This is a genomic window from Sporosarcina thermotolerans (assembly GCF_042658975.1).
Classification (GTDB): Bacteria; Bacillota; Bacilli; order Bacillales_A; family Planococcaceae; genus Sporosarcina; species Sporosarcina thermotolerans.
On sequence record NZ_JBHSRM010000003.1, the window covers coordinates 172,634 to 192,129 of the forward strand.

General features: G+C 40.6%; 19 protein-coding genes. 12 read left to right on the forward strand and 7 right to left on the reverse strand.

The genetic code is table 11. The annotated features are described in order from the left end of the window. Positions 1-114: 114 nt before the first annotated feature. The 3 genes from ACFPZG_RS03715 to ACFPZG_RS03725 form a co-directional block, all read right to left on the reverse strand. Positions 115-1,329, reverse strand: coding sequence for an ISL3 family transposase (locus ACFPZG_RS03715; RefSeq protein WP_317941406.1), 1,215 nt, complete (start codon positions 1,327-1,329; stop codon positions 115-117). Between the two features lie 154 nt (positions 1,330-1,483). After that, positions 1,484-2,200 carry a hypothetical protein gene (locus ACFPZG_RS03720; protein ID WP_283732742.1) on the reverse strand — a complete coding sequence of 239 codons (717 nt, stop codon included), beginning with the start codon at positions 2,198-2,200 and terminating at the stop codon, positions 1,484-1,486. A 48-nt stretch (positions 2,201-2,248) separates the two neighbouring features. Then, positions 2,249-2,758: a YybS family protein gene (locus ACFPZG_RS03725; protein WP_283732743.1), complete on the reverse strand. Its 510-nt coding sequence runs from the start codon at positions 2,756-2,758 to the stop codon at positions 2,249-2,251. A 160-nt stretch (positions 2,759-2,918) separates the two neighbouring features. Between ACFPZG_RS03725 and ACFPZG_RS03730 the strand changes: the two genes are divergently transcribed. Together ACFPZG_RS03730 and ACFPZG_RS03735 are read left to right on the forward strand one after the other, a co-directional pair. Then, on the forward strand, positions 2,919-4,238 hold the full coding sequence (locus tag ACFPZG_RS03730) for a PQQ-dependent sugar dehydrogenase (RefSeq protein ID WP_317940251.1): 1,320 nt from the start codon (positions 2,919-2,921) through the stop codon (positions 4,236-4,238). 185 nt (positions 4,239-4,423) lie between these two features. Further along, entirely contained in the window at positions 4,424-4,846 is a 423-nt protein-coding gene (locus ACFPZG_RS03735) for a general stress protein (RefSeq protein ID WP_283732746.1), read from the forward strand. Between the two features lie 48 nt (positions 4,847-4,894). On the opposite strand, the gene ACFPZG_RS03740 is transcribed toward ACFPZG_RS03735, so the two are convergent. Then, positions 4,895-5,635 carry a hypothetical protein gene (locus ACFPZG_RS03740; RefSeq protein WP_317940252.1) on the reverse strand — a complete coding sequence of 247 codons (741 nt, stop codon included), beginning with the start codon at positions 5,633-5,635 and terminating at the stop codon, positions 4,895-4,897. Next, on the reverse strand, positions 5,636-9,481 hold the full coding sequence (locus ACFPZG_RS03745; RefSeq protein WP_317940253.1) for an AAA domain-containing protein: 3,846 nt from the start codon (positions 9,479-9,481) through the stop codon (positions 5,636-5,638). Positions 9,482-9,716: 235 nt separating this feature from the next. On the opposite strand from ACFPZG_RS03745, the gene ACFPZG_RS03750 reads away from it, so the two are divergent. The 5 genes from ACFPZG_RS03750 to ACFPZG_RS03770 all read left to right on the forward strand — a co-directional run bounded on the left by ACFPZG_RS03750 (position 9,717) and on the right by ACFPZG_RS03770 (position 15,119). Further along, complete coding sequence (locus tag ACFPZG_RS03750) at positions 9,717-10,667, forward strand: thermonuclease family protein (RefSeq protein ID WP_317940254.1); 951 nt, start codon at positions 9,717-9,719, stop codon at positions 10,665-10,667. Between the two features lie 188 nt (positions 10,668-10,855). Next, a complete protein-coding gene (locus ACFPZG_RS03755; protein ID WP_283732751.1) occupies positions 10,856-11,089 on the forward strand; it encodes a hypothetical protein in 234 nt (77 codons plus the stop codon). A gap of 436 nt (positions 11,090-11,525) precedes the next feature. Beyond that, entirely contained in the window at positions 11,526-13,811 is a 2,286-nt protein-coding gene (locus ACFPZG_RS03760) for a xanthine dehydrogenase family protein molybdopterin-binding subunit (RefSeq protein WP_317940417.1), read from the forward strand. Next, positions 13,781-14,650 carry an FAD binding domain-containing protein gene (locus ACFPZG_RS03765; protein WP_317940255.1) on the forward strand — a complete coding sequence of 290 codons (870 nt, stop codon included), beginning with the start codon at positions 13,781-13,783 and terminating at the stop codon, positions 14,648-14,650. Before ACFPZG_RS03760 ends, ACFPZG_RS03765 begins: the two co-directional genes overlap by 31 nt. A gap of 1 nt (position 14,651) precedes the next feature. Next, entirely contained in the window at positions 14,652-15,119 is a 468-nt protein-coding gene (locus ACFPZG_RS03770; RefSeq protein ID WP_283732752.1) for a (2Fe-2S)-binding protein, read from the forward strand. 204 nt (positions 15,120-15,323) lie between these two features. Here the strand turns inward: ACFPZG_RS03770 and ACFPZG_RS03775 are convergent, their stop codons facing one another. Continuing rightward, complete coding sequence (locus tag ACFPZG_RS03775; protein WP_283732753.1) at positions 15,324-15,515, reverse strand: hypothetical protein; 192 nt, start codon at positions 15,513-15,515, stop codon at positions 15,324-15,326. A gap of 392 nt (positions 15,516-15,907) precedes the next feature. Here ACFPZG_RS03775 and ACFPZG_RS03780 point away from each other — a divergent pair, with 392 nt between their 5' ends. From ACFPZG_RS03780 to ACFPZG_RS03790, 3 genes are all read left to right on the forward strand, one after another. Continuing rightward, the gene (locus ACFPZG_RS03780) at positions 15,908-16,360 is read left to right on the forward strand and encodes a competence protein ComK (RefSeq protein WP_283732754.1); all 453 of its coding nucleotides are present in this window, start codon (positions 15,908-15,910) and stop codon (positions 16,358-16,360) included. A gap of 227 nt (positions 16,361-16,587) precedes the next feature. Further along, positions 16,588-16,776, forward strand: coding sequence for a hypothetical protein (locus ACFPZG_RS03785; protein WP_283732755.1), 189 nt, complete (start codon positions 16,588-16,590; stop codon positions 16,774-16,776). A gap of 151 nt (positions 16,777-16,927) precedes the next feature. Next, positions 16,928-17,470, forward strand: coding sequence for a manganese efflux pump MntP (locus ACFPZG_RS03790; RefSeq protein WP_283732756.1), 543 nt, complete (start codon positions 16,928-16,930; stop codon positions 17,468-17,470). Positions 17,471-17,556: 86 nt separating this feature from the next. Here ACFPZG_RS03790 and ACFPZG_RS03795 read toward each other — a convergent pair whose 3' ends face one another. Next, positions 17,557-17,718 carry a hypothetical protein gene (locus ACFPZG_RS03795; protein ID WP_283732757.1) on the reverse strand — a complete coding sequence of 54 codons (162 nt, stop codon included), beginning with the start codon at positions 17,716-17,718 and terminating at the stop codon, positions 17,557-17,559. Between the two features lie 147 nt (positions 17,719-17,865). Between ACFPZG_RS03795 and ACFPZG_RS03800 the strand changes: the two genes are divergently transcribed. Next, the gene (locus ACFPZG_RS03800; RefSeq protein WP_381426404.1) at positions 17,866-19,311 is read left to right on the forward strand and encodes a tetratricopeptide repeat protein; all 1,446 of its coding nucleotides are present in this window, start codon (positions 17,866-17,868) and stop codon (positions 19,309-19,311) included. Continuing rightward, the gene (locus ACFPZG_RS03805) at positions 19,311-19,454 is read left to right on the forward strand and encodes a hypothetical protein (RefSeq protein WP_283732759.1); all 144 of its coding nucleotides are present in this window, start codon (positions 19,311-19,313) and stop codon (positions 19,452-19,454) included. The genes ACFPZG_RS03800 and ACFPZG_RS03805 overlap by 1 nt, the downstream gene beginning before the upstream one ends. Positions 19,455-19,496 lie beyond the last annotated feature (42 nt).

A 19,496-nucleotide genomic window follows, 5' to 3' on the forward strand; every position in this document is an offset into this window, starting at 1 on the left:
CCTCGCTTCGCTCAGTCCAGGGTCTTCAGCTCATGCTATTCCGGCAGGAGTCGCCGCCTTTCGCTCCAATCAACGAATCTCTTTTATACCAATATTGTTATAAGAAAATCCTCCTTATCCTAAATGAACTCCAATTTCTTTATATCGAATGTTTAATAAGATCTTTGCTTTAAAGTGATCAAAACGCCTAAAACCATAGGCATTGCGCTTCATCACTTTTGTTTTATTGTTAATGCCCTCAAGGAAACCGTTGGAATACTTAAATCCAAAACTATTCAAAATCTCTACTTGCCAGTTTTTGAACGTTTGAATAGCTCTTGAAAACGCTGGAATACCGGCTTTCTCTACCTTACGGTAAAAGGCTTCTAGTCGGTTTTTCACTTCTACCAAATCCTCTGCATTCTTTGCCCAATCAAACCACTCACAGTACGCCTCTTTCAGTTCGTATGCCTTCTTCAATTCATCAGACATGCCTAGATATCGATCTAAATACCAACGGTTTTTTTCCGTTAATTTCTCGATACGTTTATATAACACATGCCGCATCCTTTTACATTTCTTGCGGTCATACGCATGCCATTCTTTCTGCACTTTCCGCCGAACTTCATCAAGCGCCCAGTAGATATAGCGACAAAAATGAAAACGGTCTGCGACAATAACGGGGCGACCCAAAGCCTTTTTTACGGCTGCCTTAAAGCTTGGATTCATATCCATAACCACTAACTCAACGTCAGTCCCGTATTGGCATAGATAATCCTTGATCGTTTCTTTCCTTCGGTTCGGTAAGATATCCAGGGGTTCGTGTGTTTCTGCATCCGCAATAATCAGTTGGTACGTACCGGCATCTGTATCGCCCTTGTATTCATCAATCGCAATGGCCTTTGGTAATCGGACACCACTTTTCATCTGCTTTTTCGCCACTTCCTTGAACCGGCGGATCACTGTCGAGCTAGAGGTACCAAGTACTTCTCCTGCTTCTTTGAATGTTTTCGCCTTGACTGATCGGACTTGTACAACTTGATTCCACTCTTTCGTATAGCGTTGATACTTATCCACGAAGGGGGATGTCTCTGAGAAGCGCTTTCCGCATGAACAGGCATACCTACGACGTTTATAAAAAAGAACTGTTAAACGTTCAAACCACTTGAGGTGCTTGATCTTCTGAATGCGATAATCATGAATCTTAGTTGTCATCGCCCCACATGCAGGGCATTTGTGGGGCTTCCTTGGAAGCGAAACATGAAGTGCAGTCCGCTCTCCGACCTCTTCTATCTTTTCAATGTTTACATCTTTTAATCCTGGAATATTCATGTTAGAATTCATGTGCACGTATCACCTTTCGTTTACTTGTTTCTCGACAATTCAAGTATAAAAGAAATGGTGATTTACGTGCATTTTTTTATTGAATTTGTACGAACACCCCAACAAATATTATAGAACCAAAAAAGCAAGCCATTATGCAAGCCTGCTTTTCCTTCAATATTCACCACTGAATGGCATCCAATTTATCGATGGCAACTGTCACGACACCGGTATCAGCCGTAAAAAACGCGAAACCCTTCTTTTCGTCAACATTTAACAAATTTATCACCGGAATGACTGAGCCTTCTACGACGATTTGCTGAATGGGATACGTAGGCGGCAATTTGGAAAGCAATCTGCCGATACTTTTTTTCGCATGCAAAATTTTTTCAATCGACTTCTCCACTGACTCCGCTTCTTGCAACTGTTGAATTTCCTGCGCCTCCAACTTCCCTATGACCTTGGCGTTATCAGATTCAATCCGATCAAGCATGTCCAGAATCACATGCATATCGTCAAACTGATTAACTGTGAACTGGCGCATTGACATCCGATGATTTTGAAGGCTTTTCCGTAAACGGAACACCGCCTCCCCTTGCTTGCCTAACTCTTCACGTATCGTATCTTGTTTTACGGAATCAGAATGCAGCTTTTCCTGGACTTCCCAAATCCGGTCGCGCAATTGAAAATACCGATTCCTATGGCTATTCTGTTGGCGACTGACGATATCAAGAAGTCTCCCGCATACCTGTTCCAATCGGTTGACGACAATGACAAGATGCTCATTCGTTTCCCGCTGTTCTTTCATGAATGCCATATACGGAGTCCAAACGAATCGGTTCTGATTCGTCAAATAATCATCCATCCAGCCATTCAAATGAACTTTTGATTCTCCCAATTTCAAACTCCTCTATTAAACAATTTTCTGTCACGTGTTCATCTGATGCTAACTTAAGAACCGCCTCAGCCTGCGTATTAAAAACAAGCCGAATTCAATCCATACCCAGCTGTAAAATAATGAAAAACCCAAAATCATTAGGACCGTAATCAAATTTAATGAAGAGACTCCCGGGCCAAACACTGGGAAACCAAGCACAAAAAGTGGAATACAAATCCCAATGAACAAGACGATCTCGCCAATGAAAATCGCATTCAGTCGGTTCACCTGAGTACGTATCGCCCATCCCACTGCGATACCTAAAACACCAGTTGTGAACGGGAATATCATTAATTCACTTGGTTGAATCAAAACCAATAGGAAAATGGTCAATAAATAAGAAACACTTCCCCATCGAAAAGAAATTAGTGTGGCCATAAATATCGGTGCAGTTGCAAAGGGACTTATGAAAAATCCTACACCCGGTAAAAAACCACCAGCCGATTGAAGCACCGCCGCAAGTGCTGACATTAATGCAGCGAACATCATCTTTTCACTCTGCGACCATTTCAACGTCATCGATTTATGAACAGCCCTTGGATAAAAGGGCAAGGATCTAAGTATACGGAAAACCATTCCTCCTTTTGCCTTCTTCTCCTTAGTATATTCCCTAACATTAGGTACCTGTTACCCGATTCTTGAATAGATTGATAGAGGTATGAAAGGGAGGCATTGCGTTTTGATTAACAAGGAAATGACGACTAATTCATTGTCCCGTAGGCTGAATCCGGAAGATATTTTAGTACCACATGGCTTTGAAATTGATGTGTTTGCAACGGATTTAACGACCCCCATTAACATCACTTTCACGGAGAATGGCGAGATGCTTGTCGCTGATTCAGGGGTTGCGGATGGGAATGGAAAGGTATTAAAACAGACGGAGAATGGCTTTTCAGTCATAGCAGATGGATTTAACCCACCTTTGACGGGAATTACAGTGTATCAGGGCAATATTTACGTTGCGCATAGACGTTATGTGACGATGATCCTGCCTGACGGAACGAAAAAGGACATTATTGAAGGGCTACCGAGCAACGGGGATCACCATAATAACCGTGTGGTGTTTGGCCGGGATGGTAAAATGTATTTCGGGCAAGGGACTGCGACCAATAGTGGAGTCGTTGGATTAGACAATGACTGGGTGAAAGAGCATCCGTTCTTTCATGATTACACGGGCAGCGACATTACATTAAAAGGACAAAACTTCACAACTACAACATTTTCAGATGGCAATCAAGAAGTCGATACGGGGGCATACTCACCTTTTGGCGTTCCAAGTTATCCCGGAGAAAAGGTGAACGGCATCGTTCGCGCAAGCGGCAGCATTCTGCGAGCGAATCCGGACGGCTCCGATTTAGAGCTCGTCGCATGGGGTTTGCGAAATCCATTCAGAATCCATTTTGATAGTTATGATCGGCTATTCGCCGCGAACCATGGAATGGATGTCCGTGGAAGTCGTCCCGTTGCCAATTCCCCCGATGAATTCCAATGGATACGTCCAGGAATGTGGTATGGATTTCCTGATTACACGGGTGGGCTTCCTCTGACAATGCCACAGTTCAAGCCGGAAAACGAAGAGCAACCTGAATTCCTATTTGCGGAACATCCGATGCAACCACCAATGCCTGTAACCGTATTCCCGCCACACTCCGCCACAATGGGGTTCAGCTTCAATGAAAAATCTGCATTCGGTCCGATCGGAGATGTGTACATTGCCGAGTTCGGAGCCGACGAACCGATAACAACGGGTGGTAGATTGCTTCCCCTTGTCGGACATCGCGTTTCCCGCATTGATATGCAAACAGGCGAAGTGTTTCCATTTGCCATTAACCGAGGTGGCCTTCCAGCCTCCCTCTCTAATAGCGGTGGTTTCGAACGGCCAATCGATGCAGTTTTCGGTGAGGAAGATGTTCTATACGTGGCCGATTTCGGACTATTTTCCGACGAGGCTGCATTGCCTAATACAGGCGTGATTTGGAGGATAAGAAAAACGGGTTGAGTAACGTAAGGATGAACAACACAATGCGGTGTATCACAATCTAAAGTCGTCGTATCACAACATAAACACACCGTATCACAACGCAACTTTATTTAGACTGCCCCATTTATTAAAATAAATCAATTGTTTCCTTTTCCGTCAAGAAGGGTATTTTCGAAAACAACGATGGACAAGGAGGTTGAACTATGAGAAAAACATTCATTGGCAGTTTTCCGAATCAGGAGCGCCTAATTTACAAAATTCAAGAACTGTTGGATAAAGGCGTTGAAGAGCAGGATTTGTATATCGTCATGAAAGACGAAAAGGCAGTGGATGAACTCAGGCGTCATGCTACACTATCTGACCCGGATTCTCCGTTTAATCTGTTCAATCGTTTCATGGGATTTCTGGCAGGAGAAAAAAATGTCCGAAGTATGCTGCATGACTCCGGATTCACGGATGGCGAGGCAAAAAAGTATTTCCATGCTGTTCAGGAAGGTGCGCTATTACTTTACATGAATGGAAAATTTGAAAAGGCCCGGAATGTGGATCGCCCTCTAATTGAAAACGGGTATGAAGGCTACGAGCTGATCCCTTTGGACGAATCAGAAGCGGGGCTCGAAAATTGAAAGAGTAAAACACCCAATGGATTCTCACCATGGGTGTTTTTCATTTTCCTATTCCCCTAAATACTTTTCCCGCCATTCCGTAATTTCCCTCTCCATGACTTGCACTTCAAGCTTTTCGTCCCACTGGCTCGTCATCGTGTTCCATACTCTCGCAAACAACCTGTCCTCAGCAGTTTGGTGTAATTGAAACTCCAGGCAAGGGACCGAAATCCTTTGTAGCTCGTTAACCGACGATATGGCATGGACTACCTTTTGCGCGTCGCCTTCTACAGAAGTTGCATCTATCTGATCGAGTGCAGCACGCCATTCGGCTTCACTAATTTTATTCACATGGCGGAATTCCTCAGCATATCTGTATGCCTTCCCTTCCGCATCTTCCGGTTCGCCGGTCAAAAAGCAGGTATGCGACGGACTATAATAGACTGTCGCTTCCTCTATCTCGGGTGATTCGACAAAAATCCCGGCATCCAATTGTTGCCTTCCGGCTTCGGTCAAGGAATAGACACCGCTATTTTTCACAATCAATCCAGCCCGGCTCATTCGATCGGTGATGTCTTGGACGAATAACGGCTCCACTACCAATATGTCGCTCACAACTTCGACAGAAGAAAACTCCGAAGTCTTAAATGCAATTAACAACATCTTCATTAGGACATCCATCTTCGTCCTCTTCACCGTTTCGAATTCGACATCAATCACTTGAATCGGCAATGCCCATTTTTCCGTGGCAAGCAGTTTCACGTTCGGGTCTCTTAGTATTTCATTCCGAAGATGTTTTTCCACGTCCATTTACCCATTCCTTTCCAGCACCGAATCGAACTCCCTGAATCCTCCACCTAATTTCACCTTTTCCACCAATCTTGTATACATGGTCTTCGTCTCCGCATTTTTCGGCCGGTTCATGAACATCTCCGAACTGCCAACGATGATCAGCAATTCCTTGGCACGCGATAACGCAACATTCAACCGTCGGTAATCCTCGGCAAATCCAATTGTTCCACTTGGCTGATTATGATTCCGAACGAAACTCAAAATGATAATATCCATTTCCATACCTTGGAATTTATCAACAGTACCAGTCCTACAATGCAAATGCTTCGGCATGATTTCCTGTTCGATGAGCCGATCAATCCGCTTCACCTGCTCACCATAGAAACTGATCACACCAACGCTTTTCTTCGCATCTGCTTTTAGTCGATCTTCGCTCTTCGCAACTTCAGTCGCTTCCTCAATTTCAAGAAGCAGCTCCCTAACCCTTTGCAATTCCGCTTCATTATAAAGACTCGTTCCGCCCTTCACTTGAGCCTCAAAATAGGAAGGATTATTCGGCATATCAAACCACAACAGATGGTCATCGCGACTTAGGAACCGTGATGAAAGTAGATGGTCTCGCGCGACGTCAGAATCCTCTAACCCGCATTGTAGCCGATAATTCCCATCTACATAAAACGGAGTGATTGTCTCCATGATCTCCTCATGCATCCGATATTGAATACCAAGCATCGTCTTATTCTGCTTCGGCAAGCTTCTGAATAACCGCTCAAAAAGCGATTCCTTCAGCATCCCGCGCAATTGATTCTTCTCTTCAAGATCCTTGATTTCCTCAATGAATTCATCCATCGTTTCCCGGCCAACAAGTGGCGGCAACTGATGATGATCCCCGACAAGGACAATCTTTTTCCCTTTCAGCATTGGCAGTAGGAGCTCAGGAGGCGTCGCTTTCGACACCTCATCGATGATGACAACATCGAAATTCGGATAGTCTTCCATGAAATCACGCCGAGCCGAAGCGACACAAGTCGTCCCGATAACATTTGCATGCTTCACATACAGCTTTCGGATTTCATCCAAGTCAAATTCACTCGCACTTCCTAACAACTTACTCCATTCATCCTGCAAGGCACCTGCAATAGGCAATTGCACAAGCTCTTTATGTAACACAGCAGCTGTAGTTTGTTTTGTTTCAATTTCCACACCGATTTCCTGTTTACGCTTTTCAGGTTCAGATTCGATGATTTCCTGAAGATCCCGAATTCGACCCTCACATCTTTGAATCTCAATCGCCAACTCGGACTCATTCTTACTAAGTGCCTCCAAGGTTTCCTGTAAATTCGACAACTGATCTGCAGCAGACTCTCTGTTTTCGATGTTCTCCTTTAAAGCAAGTTCAGCCTTTTGGAATAAATCCTTCCGCTTCTCAAATTCAGCAAGTTCCTTTTCATGTTCCGCAATCATTTTTTCCACATCATGTCGATTAATATGCTCGTCTAAAAGATCGGCAAGCGTTAGACTTTCATCCTTTAATCCGCGTAGTTGTTCCACATGTTCGCGGATTTCCCGGTTTGCCTTTTCCTCAACATCCGTCAATTCGGCAAGCTCAGCCCTCATTTCATCCATGATTTCTGATTTCAACGACGAGAATCGCCCCGCCGCCTCACGATCAGATGACGTCTTTATAGTTACCGAATGTTTTTTAACTTCCTCAGTTTTCCCATATAAATAAGCCAAATTCTCGGCAAGCCGATGCAATAAAGCAGCTTTCTCTGGGCTCGCAGGCATTGCCAATGTTTTTTTAGTAGCTGGCAAAACGAAGAAACGGCTGATTTTATCAAGCATTTCATGCATCTCTTCAGGCGTCTTGTATTTATCATTCTGTTTGCTCCGCACTTCTTCAACGGGATAATAATACTTTTTGAGAATCTTCTTCGCGTATTCAATCCCGTTCGACAGACGTTCCGCCACTTCATTCCATTCAAGAAGAGCATACGGATACGTTCCATTAATAATTTCTACACGTAAACGCTGGAGTGCATTGATTTCAAGTTTTACAGGAAGTGATGGCTCGATTTGATGAGCTGCATAAAGTTCCTCTAACTCCTGAAGCCTCTTCACTGAAGACAGCTGTTCCAAAAACCGAGTCAACGGTCCACGTTTCGCTTCAATTATGCCCGACTCCTCTTTCAACCTCCGGAAAGCCATTTCTGCATAATCAATGGCTTCAATCGTTTGGAAATAGCGGAGCATTTTACGCTGTGTCGTCAGGCTACGATCTGTTTTCGTCATTTTTTCATAAATCTCAGGACTGATTTTAGCGTCAGCTACAGCCTTTTCACTACTTTGTATTTCGATGAAGAGTTTTTCTATCAATCGGGATAACTCCGCCTGTTGCTCCTCTATCTCAATCCGTTCTCGGGTTAGTTCCTTTTCCCTTTGACGCAATGGTTCAAGCTGCTTCGACAAATCACTTGCTTCCACTTCAGCTGCATGTTTTTCGACTATCTGCCGTTCTGCAACTTCCAATTCCGCCTTAAGACGCTCGATCTCTACCTTATTCTGTTCCAGTTCGAGTTCAATTTGTCGTTTACGGTCATCGCGTTTGTCCCGCTGTTCATTCACTGCTGCCAATGTTTCATCACGCCAATGAAGGGCAACATTCTCTTCGATGAACCGCTTCCCTTCCTCCTCGATGCTTTCCGTTCGTCCATACCTTAATATCCGGATACCAGGATCGGACAGCAAGCGCCCAAGCGCATTATCGACAGCCAAATTCGACTGAGAAGCGACAAGCGTCCGGTGCCCCGCCTTCATCAACTGATGGCAAAGTTCCGAAATCACCGTTGTCTTCCCTGTTCCTGGAGGTCCTTGAATGACATATAAATCATTCGCCGACATTGCGCCAATGACAGCGTCCTGTTGGAATTCGTTTAACGCATGATGGAACTCAAGCTCCAGTCGCTTGTTCGTAATTTGGACAACTGGGCGTTCTTCGAATAAGATTTTCTCCAAATTCGGATTTGCCGCGAAACCGTCCTGAAGATCCTTAAATCCTCTCCGCAGCCGCCGGATCTGGCTTAATTCCGCAAAATTGCTGAAAACAATTTCCCGTGCATCTTTCGGCAATAAAGAGCCTCGTCGCGCTATCGCTTGATACTTCCGGCTTAACTCGATTTTAACGGTGCGTTTTCCACGATTCACATCAACCACATTTCCGAGATCATCACCCGAACCTTTGAGTTTCGCACTGAAACCCGTGATTGCACCCCAACCTTTCGCATCAAGTCCACTGCATGTGATTGTTAGCTGGTTAAAGGATTCATTAACGTGTGCCTGCGAAAAATGGGCAGTTATATCAGCAACGTCCGCATTCTTCTCCTCAATCCGCAAGTATCCTTCCCAGCTCTTAATGCGTTTTTCAACATATTCCGAACGTTCCTGCGCAACAGGCAACTCCCGAAGGCGCGTATACAACTCGATTGGCATCGAACTGCCCGTACGCTGGTTGACCGCGAATTTCAGGCGGACGCCAAGCCGGCGATTCGTCCGAACAGGCTCTTTTCGACCTTTCACTCGGAAATTTGTCGCAAGGAAACCTTCATTTTTATAGACGCATTCCATAACCGCCACCCGCTCTTTCAGGTGGTTGGCAAGCTGTGCATTTGCTTCCGGGTCGAAATAGAAGGAGAATGTCATGTTCTCTTGTTTGGCGGGGAGTTTTTCGATGTAGACAGCAAAATGTTCCTGCATGGAAAAGAGCTCATTCTCGTCAATTGCCCAGTTCCCGATTTCCTTACGTGCCCGATGTGTCATATCGAGACGACATCTCATCACTTCATTCATCATTTCATTGCTTTTCACCACGACACCCTCCTTTCCTTTTGATCCTTCTCCGAATTAAAACCATACGTTCTATCATACAACAAAATCCGGTTCGGATTAATTAGAAAATCGATGAGTCGTCGTAGGAATTTCTTGGTTGCGGTGACATTGTGATATTTTGGGGAGGCACTCTCTACTCGCATTCTACTTATTTTTCCGATATACTAATTGATGGTTTAGAATAGATTTTATAAATACTTGGAGGCCTATAAATTTGAAAGTTTGGTTATCAGTTATTGTCGGATTATTGCTAATTCTAACTGGGTGCGCAAGTGCACCGGATGTAGATATTAATGAAAAATCAACGGTTGAAACAACTAAGAATCAGGAAACACCAAAAGAAAATGAATCTATTGAAGACACTTCAAAAGAAGATATTTCAAAAGATAAAACAATAGTGACCGAATCAGAAGCTCCAAAAAATAACACTGTGGCTAACGCTTCATCTGAGAAAAAGGAAACCACTGCTAAACCCGCTCCCGTGAAGAAGACCGAAACGGCGGGTACAACAGCGCATATACCAGTCAAATTGGTTAAAACAATCGACGGGGATACGATTAAGATTCTCTATAACGGGCAAGAGGTAAACGTCAGATATTTATTGATTGACACGCCTGAAACCAGTCACCCGCAGCTTGGCAAGCAGCCGTTTGGCGAGGAAGCCAAGGAGCGTAATCGGCAATTGGTGAATAGCGGTGAACTATCAATCGAATTCGATGTCGGGGAACGTTATGATAAATACGATAGATTGCTTGCTTACATCTATGTCGACGGGAAAAGTGTTCAGGAGACATTGCTTTCGGAAGGTTTGGCTCGGGTAGCGTATGTGTATCCGCCAAACACACGTCATCTGACACCTTACGAAGAAGCGCAAGCAGTAGCAAAGAAAAAAGGGCTTGGTATCTGGTCGGTTGAAAACTACGCGACGGATTCTGGATTCAATAGTGACGCAGTTAGTTCGAAAGTATCTGCATCAACGGGAGGATCCGCGTCTAAACCGGCTACTTCTCCTAACACAACATTAAGCACTACCACCGAAGGAAAGGAAATCTTCAAAAACTGTACAGAACTTCGGAAGAAATATCCAAGCGGCGTTCCACAAAGCCATCCTGCTTACCAAGCAAAAATGGACCGCGATAAAGATGGCTATGCATGTGAAAAATAAGGTGTGTTTTAAACCGGGAGAAATTCTATTTCTTCCGGTTTTTTTATTCCCATATGTCGCTTTTTGTCAGAATGCATCATTTATAATCCGGCATGAATCCACTTTAAAGAGGGAAAGGTATATAAAATAACGGTTTCTCATTTCCCAAGAAATAATGTAGAAAATTGTAAGTAAAGGAGCCCCATCCCATGCAGGAATTTAAAATAACATATTTCTTTGATGAAGAGCATTATATAAGACGTTTTATTCACACCGACTCAATGGAAGGCGCTCAAAAACTTGTACAAAACGAGCGGGATCATTATGTTTCATTTACAGACAGCCGTGGAATTTATCATGAGTTGCATACTGGAAAAGTACGGGTTGTACAGGTTTCGGAATATCATCGAGAAGATAAAAATAAAAAAGACAAGAAGCCTTGAACGAGAATATCAAAGCTTCTTGTCTTTTATTCACCCTTCACTTCTGAGGAAACACAAAGCAGTCTGACCTCTTTGTCAGTATAGTTGTACCAATAATGCGGACGTGTGGAATCAATCATGATTGATTCGGAAGGACCTAATTCGTACACTTGATCAATTTAAATCGCCACTATTATCGACAGTGCTTTTCGAGTTTAAATATTTCCATGCCCACATGATAATTTTAAACAAATGAAATTAACTACAGGCGCTCTCGGAATTTCGCGAATTGTTTAAAGACTACGCACTGAAAAAGTAAAGTATGCTAAATTATTTATGTTTATAACTAGTCAAAGACGCAAATAATAAATTATGCCACCAAATCCATATTTTTGAATGTTTTCGAAGGGAGATAATCCTAAACGTGATTGGTAAGAGTGTTCTTAGAAAAGAAGGAATGAATAAGGTTACAGGAACGGCTCATTATACTGGGGATTTTACAGCACCTGGTATGTTATATGCAAAAGTACTGACAAGTTCCTATGCTCATGCCAAAATAGAATCTATTTGTACAGCAGATGCTAAAAAGTGTTCAGGTGTAAAAGCTGTCATTACTGGACAGGATATGCCTTTTTTGACGGGAAGTATTATACATGATCGCCCAATATTGGCCAATGAAAAAGTTCGATATTTTGGAGAAGCCGTTGCTATCGTTGTTGCTAACAGTGAACATGAAGCACAATATGCTTGTCAATTCATCAAGGTAAAGTATGAGCCCCTTCCAGTTGTCAATTCAATTTCGGAGGCATTAAAAAGCACACCAACTTTAGTACATGAACGGTTAATGGAGTATTATCAAGTTCAACAAGTATATCCAGAAGCAAAAACAAACATAGCTAACCGAACTAAAGTCAGAAAAGGGAATATCTTAATAGGACGTGAACAAAGTGAGGTAATGGTAGAAGCAGAATTTTCAATACCTCAATCTGATCATGCTGCGATGGAGACTCGTGCTGTTCGAGCGGAAATCTTGCCCTCAGGAGAAGTGATTATTCACACCTCTAGCCAAGCCCCTTTTAAAGTAAAGCAACAAATTAGCAAGTATTTTTCAATTAATGAAAATGAAGTAATTGTTCATACCCCTTTAGTAGGAGGAGGTTTTGGAGGGAAAGCTGCAGTTCAGCTTGAACTGATTGCTTTTGCAGCCTCGAAAGCCGTAGAAGGAAGATTAGTTAAATTAGTTAATTCAAGAGAAGATGACATGACAACTTCGCCTGTGCATATCGGACTAAATGCGAAAGTAAAACTTGGTTCAACTAAGGAAGGAAAATTAATGCTGGCTGAGATTATGTTTTCTTTCGATTCTGGTGCTTATGTTGACGAAGCCTCAGATATAACGAAAAGCGCAGCATTGGATTGTACAGGACCTTATAAAATAGACAATGTATGGTGTGATTCCTTTTGTGTCTATACGAATCACCCGTATGTTACATCTTTTAGAGGGTTTGGACATGGAGAGCTTACCTTTCCCATTGAGAGGACAATGGAACTTCTCGCTGAAAAGCTACAAATGGATCCAATCGAATTGAGAATGAAAAACGCTTTAAAACCTGGCGATACAACACCCTCACAAACACTTCTTACTCAGAGTAACATAGGCAATCTTTCTAAGTGCCTCGATCGATTAAAAGAATTAATCAGCTGGGACGAGGGTCAAAAAGTACACTTATCTGATCGACTGATTAGAACAAAGGGAATAAGCTGTCTTTGGAAAACATCTATAACTCCAACCGATGCTTCTTCTGGTGCTATCATTACTTTCAATAAAGATGGAAGTATAAATCTTAGTTGTGGTGTAGTAGAGATTGGACAAGCAACAAAAACAGTATTGGCACAAATTTTAGCTGAAAGAATGAAAATGAATACAAGTAGAATACATGTCATGATGGAAGTCGATACGCAAGTAAATCCCAAGCATTGGAAAACTGTTGCTAGTAGCTCGATTAATATGGTAGGAAATGCTGTTTTAAAGGCAGCAGAAGATGCAATTCAGCAATTATGTAGAATTGCTTCCATCGTATTACATTGTTCTCCTGAAGATCTGGATGTTGCGGATGAAAGGGTTTTTTTGAAAAGTAATCCAATACAATTCGTACATGTAAAGGACATTGCAAATGGTTATAAATACCCGAACGGACATTCAATAGGAGGACTCATAATAGGACGTGGAAGTTACATTATGCAACATTTAACGACTATTAACCCTGAAACAGGAGAAGGCCAATCAGGACCAGATTGGACAGTAGGTGCCCAGGCTGTAGAAGTTGAATTTGATACCAAAACATATATGTATAAGATTATTAAGGCTATATCAGTCATTGATATCGGAAAAGTATTAAACCCTAAAGGGGCTCGAGGGCAAGTAACAGGTGCAATGAGCATGGGCCTTAGTTGGGCAAGTAGAGAGGCTTTTTCTTTTAATGAATTTGGTATTTTACAAAATAATCAGTTTCGCACCTATAAAGTATTTCGCTATGGAGAAAATCCAGAGTACGTTGTTGAATTTATTGAATCACCACAATTAAACGCTCCATATGGCGCGAGAGGTTGCGGAGAGCATGGATTAATAGGGATGCCGGCTGCACTCGCAAACAGTCTATCTAAAGCAGCAGATATTCCTTTAAATCAACTGCCCTTAGTCCCGGAGGAAATATGGAAAAGGAAGAGGGAGGGCAAAATTTGATTCCATTTAATTTTGAATATCATAAGCCTTCTTCTATTTCAAAAGCGGTTAAAATCTATCGAAAATTATACACAGAAGGAAAGAAACCGCTTTTTTATAATGGCGGTACGGAAATAATTACAATGTCGAGAATAAATGGCATTGAGACAAAGGCTGTAATTGATATTAAAGAAATTAAAGAGTGTAACGAATATGTGTTTAGGAATAACCAACTGGTTTTGGGTTCATCCCTTCCTTTAGCAAAAATCGAAGAAATGAATGATTTCCCATTGTTAAGTAAGAACTGTAGTCGAATAGCAGATCATACAGCTAGAGTTAAAATTACGTTAGGTGGAAATATCTCTGGACATATTAAATACAAGGAAGCAGTCTTACCTTTATTACTTACAGATAGTGATTTGTTAGTAGTAGGGGGAGAATATGGGCAAAGGCAAGTTTCAATTCATGAAGCCTTCAATAGGAAAATCAATCTAATGCCTGGAGAGTTCATCGCACAAATTCTTGTTTCTGAAAATTATCTCAAATTACCATTTGTCAGTAAAAAAGAGACGAGAATTGATCGAATCAGTTACCCTCTTCTAACGGTTTCTGCTATAAAAATAGAAGACCAAATTAGAATAGCTATTAGCGGATTATGTGATTTTCCTTTTCGTTCCACGAATTTTGAGAGAGAATTGAATAGAAAAGAGTTGCCAATAGAAGAGCGAATTATGAGGGCTATCAAGAATATTCCTGCTCCGATCCTCAATGATTTACATGGATCCGCAGATTATAGGCAATTTGTCCTATACAATACATTGGAAGAGACAATTTTGGAGCTTAAGGGAGAAAAGAAATAACATGGAACAGAATATACATTTAACTATCAATGACGAGGAAAGTAGTGTAATTGTTAGGTCAGCCGAAACACTTCTAACCACCCTTCGTGATAAACTAGGACTAACAGGGGCAAAACCAGGATGTGAAAATGGTGATTGTGGTGCCTGTACAATTTTAGTGAACGATTGGCCAATGAAGTCATGTCTTATGTTAACTTGTGAAAGTGCAAATCAAAAAATCACTACAATTGAAGGGTTGAAGAATGCACCAATTCAAAAAGCATTTTTAGAGCATTGGGGTTTTCAATGCGGGTATTGTACATCTGGCTTTATTATGAATTGTCATGCACTTAGCCTAATTCATCCTGATGCTAATGATTATATAATTGAAAACTGGTTACAATCAAACATATGTCGTTGTACAGGATATGAAGAAATAAAAGAAGCCATAAAATCAGTACTGAATCATAATAATCCATACATCTCATAGACATTCCATTAAAGTTTTGATCTATTTTATATTTTAATTAATACAAAAACCATACTCTATCTCAGAGTAGTGATTATAACTCATTTAATAGAATAAATAGCCAAAAGGTGTAATTTGCAATTGGCCTCGCAACCGACCGCCTTGCAAGACAGAACGCAAAAGACGGCAGACATTTCTTAGGTTTGCCGTTTTTTATTCCTCCGGTTACTTCTTAACTTGTCCTATCAGATCCTCTCCAACCTCAATTTTCACGAGTTGGACATCGCTTTTATGCTGCACATATTGCTTTTCAAATGAAGCAAGCAGTTCTACAGCAGGTTTAACTCCTCCGTAAATCGCAAAACTGAATGCCACAACAGAAACTGCAAGGACTATCGCTACAATCTTCTTAGCCACGTTCAATTCCTCCTTATAAGGGACCTTTTCAATTACTATACGACGTTTATTCCTTTTAGAAAATTAAATGTTTTTGATAAAATATGCCATTCGCCCTTGAAAATCGTCAGCAAACGAATTGAAGTTACCCGCATCGACAGTTTATGCTGTCGGATGCTGATAAAGAATAGGGAAACATTTATTTTTCGCGGGAGGTATAATCTTTGAAATTAAATGTGCGTTAAAAGCGTCAAAAATCAACAAGAAATTATTATTTATAATGTTATTAAGCCAATGTATGTACGTTATACTGTAATGTTATGAATTCCGAAAAAATTGAAGTAATTTTATTATTGTTTAGAAAATTTACATGTTATAATACATAAGACTTATGTAAAAAGGAGGATTCGTTTATGTACTGTAAAAGTGTGAGTCTTGACAAAGATGCACTTGCATTAAGATGGGCAAACTCGAATGGTTCCGTATCGGAGATCATCACACCTGAAGGTATTTTTCTATCCGAGCAAACCCCTTTAGAACTACTTGGTCATTCACAGAAAAAGGGTACCCCCTTACAAGGAGGATTCTATCCAGCCAACGGCCAAACAACAAACAGGGCATTTATCCAAACAGCCGCGTCTAATACTGGTGACTGTGTTTGGATTCTTAGCGATTGTTTCACATTAAAAGCTGTGGAGAAAAATAGAACCAAAGTATATTTCAAAAATGGAATATCAATAACTGTTGGCGTATCCAAGGAATTTATGGATCGCAAACGTTTGCGTATACATAGATACTCGCAATCCACATATCATTTAAATTACATACTTCCCGGTATAAAAGAATTTAATCAGAAGTATTTTTAGTCTTCTTAGACATCAAAAAAGCAGCCACAATGGGCTGCTTTTTGCTTTTTAATATTGGGTACAATACGCTTTGTAAATTTATCGAAACTCGATTCCTATGATATACTGTGGAGGGAATGCATAAAGAATAGTAAAGAATCACTTCTAAAGCCACCCGATCGCCAAATGACTAATTAAATAAATATAAAGAAATGAACAGATTCAGTTCTTAAAGAGGAGACAACCTTATGTCGTCAAAAATGCCAATCTTACTGATCCTGTTAGTGATTGGGAGTGTGTCACTTGTACTATCATTAACACTTTCGCTTTCGGAGGGTTTAAAGATGACCCTGCTGATTGTCGCGGTTCTTTTCAATATCACAAGCTCAGTTGGGCTTATGATTATTGGAGCCAAAAAAACGAGGGAATCGTTATAAGAATAAAAAAGCTGTTTTGAAGTCAATTTTCTGACCTCAAAACAGCTTTTTCGCGTTATATCACAATATCCGATAACAATTGCCCACCCTCCCCGTCACTCGAACCATATAGATAATGAATAGATACATTTAGAGCGCGGGGGGATTTATTGTGTTTTTGTTCATTATTATTGCGATTGGTGTGGCTGCAAATATAGATAATTTGGGAATCAGTATGGCATACGGCTTACGGTCCAACCGTATTCCGTTCATTTACAACCTCATCATCTCCATAATTTCGATGGCTGCTGCATATTTTTCGATTATTACTGGAAATGTCCTATCAAACTATTTAACGCTTTCCTTCTCCAATCTGATTGGTGGCATTCTTCTGATTGGGCTCGGATTATGGGTTACCTTGAAATCAACAAATTGTACGGAAGAAACCAAACAACTTGTATCCATCAATTGGAAGGAATCTGTCGTTTTAGGATTCATTTTGGCCCTCAATTGTCTGTCAATCGGATTCAGTGCAGGAATTACGGGAATTCCTCCTTTATCCACATCAATTTCCGTCGGTTTCTTCTCATTCATTTCAATCGCTATCGGAGTCAGGCTTGGCCATACAATCGGAAACACCTTTTTCGGAAAACACGCGGAACGTATTGGCGGACTACTGTTAATCTTGATCGGGGTATTTGAAATTTTTATATGAATCAAATTATATGCCCCAAGACATTAAAAAGGTGAAACGGAACTTTTTTGCAAAATCCGTTTCACCTTTCCTATTTTTTATTTAATTTACATTTCCAATGTGTTAGACAACTCATGATAGTCAACCGTTTTCAAGAATCCCTTCGATTGCATGTTCTTCACAAATTGTAGCAGTTCCAACTTCATCTCCATGAGTTCGATGTCCAGGAATTCTGCTGTATTCTCGTTTTCTGTAGGCATAATCATCATATTCCTTCACACTCCTCTTTAATCGTCTCAATTCTGATGCTTCATATATTAGACCCAGATACATTAGTAACAAACAAAAATCCACAGCACCTGTAAGCAAAAAGTCCTTAATAGCATACCCTTCAATCTTGCTGTATTAAACATAACATGATTAGATTGCAGTTTGAAGTTTTTCCTGTTGGGACATTTTTGTTAGAAAAGCCTATTTTTTTGCCGATTTCAATTAATATTTCTCAAATTGATTTGATTTGGTTTATACTGATAATGTACTATGATAATAAAGAGAGGGGTAGGCATATGAAAATAGGTCATTTGATTCGTGCTGAACGTGTACGTCAAGATATGAAACAAATAGTCCTTGCAAAAGGCATTTGTACGCCTTCATACCTATCTAAGATTGAACGAAATTTAATTGAACCAAGTGAAGACATCGCGGAGCTGTTATTTAATCGTTTAGGGATAGATCCGGCGAAATTGCAGAAGAAAGATGTTAAAACTGAAAAAGAATTCAAGGAATTGCTACTCTCAACATATAAATTAGTAATCACTTCAAGGAGTGTTGAGCTTACAGAGAAAAAACTTGATTACTTGCTACAGAATAGTCCGTTATTTGAAAACGACTCCCTATACTATACATATTTATTGATCACCCTAAGATTTCGAATTATTTTAGGGAAAAACTTCGAAGAGATAAGTAGGGAGATTGAAGCTTTAAGTGATTCCGTTGATGGTTTTGACACTTATCAAAAGTATTTATTTTTACTGAATCAGGCATTGTTTTACTATAATTCAGGTATACGAAAGAAGGCAATATCATATTTTGAAGAAATTGTAGAGGATTTGGATAAAATTCCTCTTGGGGATTGGGAAAAAGCAGAGTTCTATTATGTAATCGCTATTCTATATACCTCAGATGAAAATACTTTTGTCGCTATCGAATATATACGAAAAGCCCTTAATTATTTCATGGAAACATTGCAAATGAACCGAGTTTTGGAATGTTATATTATTATCGGAGTTACCAGAAAACTAAATGAACAGTTCGAAGAATCCTTGGAGGCTTATTCAAAGGCAATGCAACTTTGTGAAGAATTCCATCTTGACGATCAAAAAGGTATTATCTATCACAATATCGGCAATCTTAACAGCATCATGGGTAATAGTGAACAAGCCATTTTATACTTCAAAAAAAGTTATGACAGCAAAGTTGTTGATAATGAAAAATTGATTTCGATATTATGCTTAATTATGGAACATTCTAAGCGAGCAGAAAAAGCCCTCGTGCTAAAGTGGGCTAATATAGGCATAGATATAATCCAAGAATCAGAAGTGGAAGGTCGACAATCCTATTTGCATCACTTTAAGTTTTACAAATCACTTCATAGTGAAGAAGGATTATCCGAGGAAATAGCCTTAGCTGCAATTCAATACTTTAAGGATATTCAGGAATTTAAATTAACTCATAAGTATTGCATTGCTTTAGCGGACTGGTACTATTACAATAGGAAATATAAGCTGTCATCTATTTATTACCGTGAAGCTAATACTTATGGTAATATTTATAGAAAAATAGTGAAATGGGAGGATTTATAATGAAGAAAGTGCTTTCTATTCTGTTACTTGCAATTGTCTTAGGGCTATCGATTCAATCCAATGCGTCTGCAACACCGGCTGGTAATACGTCATCTGGCGATACAATGCCAAAGGTTTTCAGTACTTTCAACATCCAAAACTAATGATCAACTTGGAATACCTGTATCAGGTGTTCCTTTTTTTAT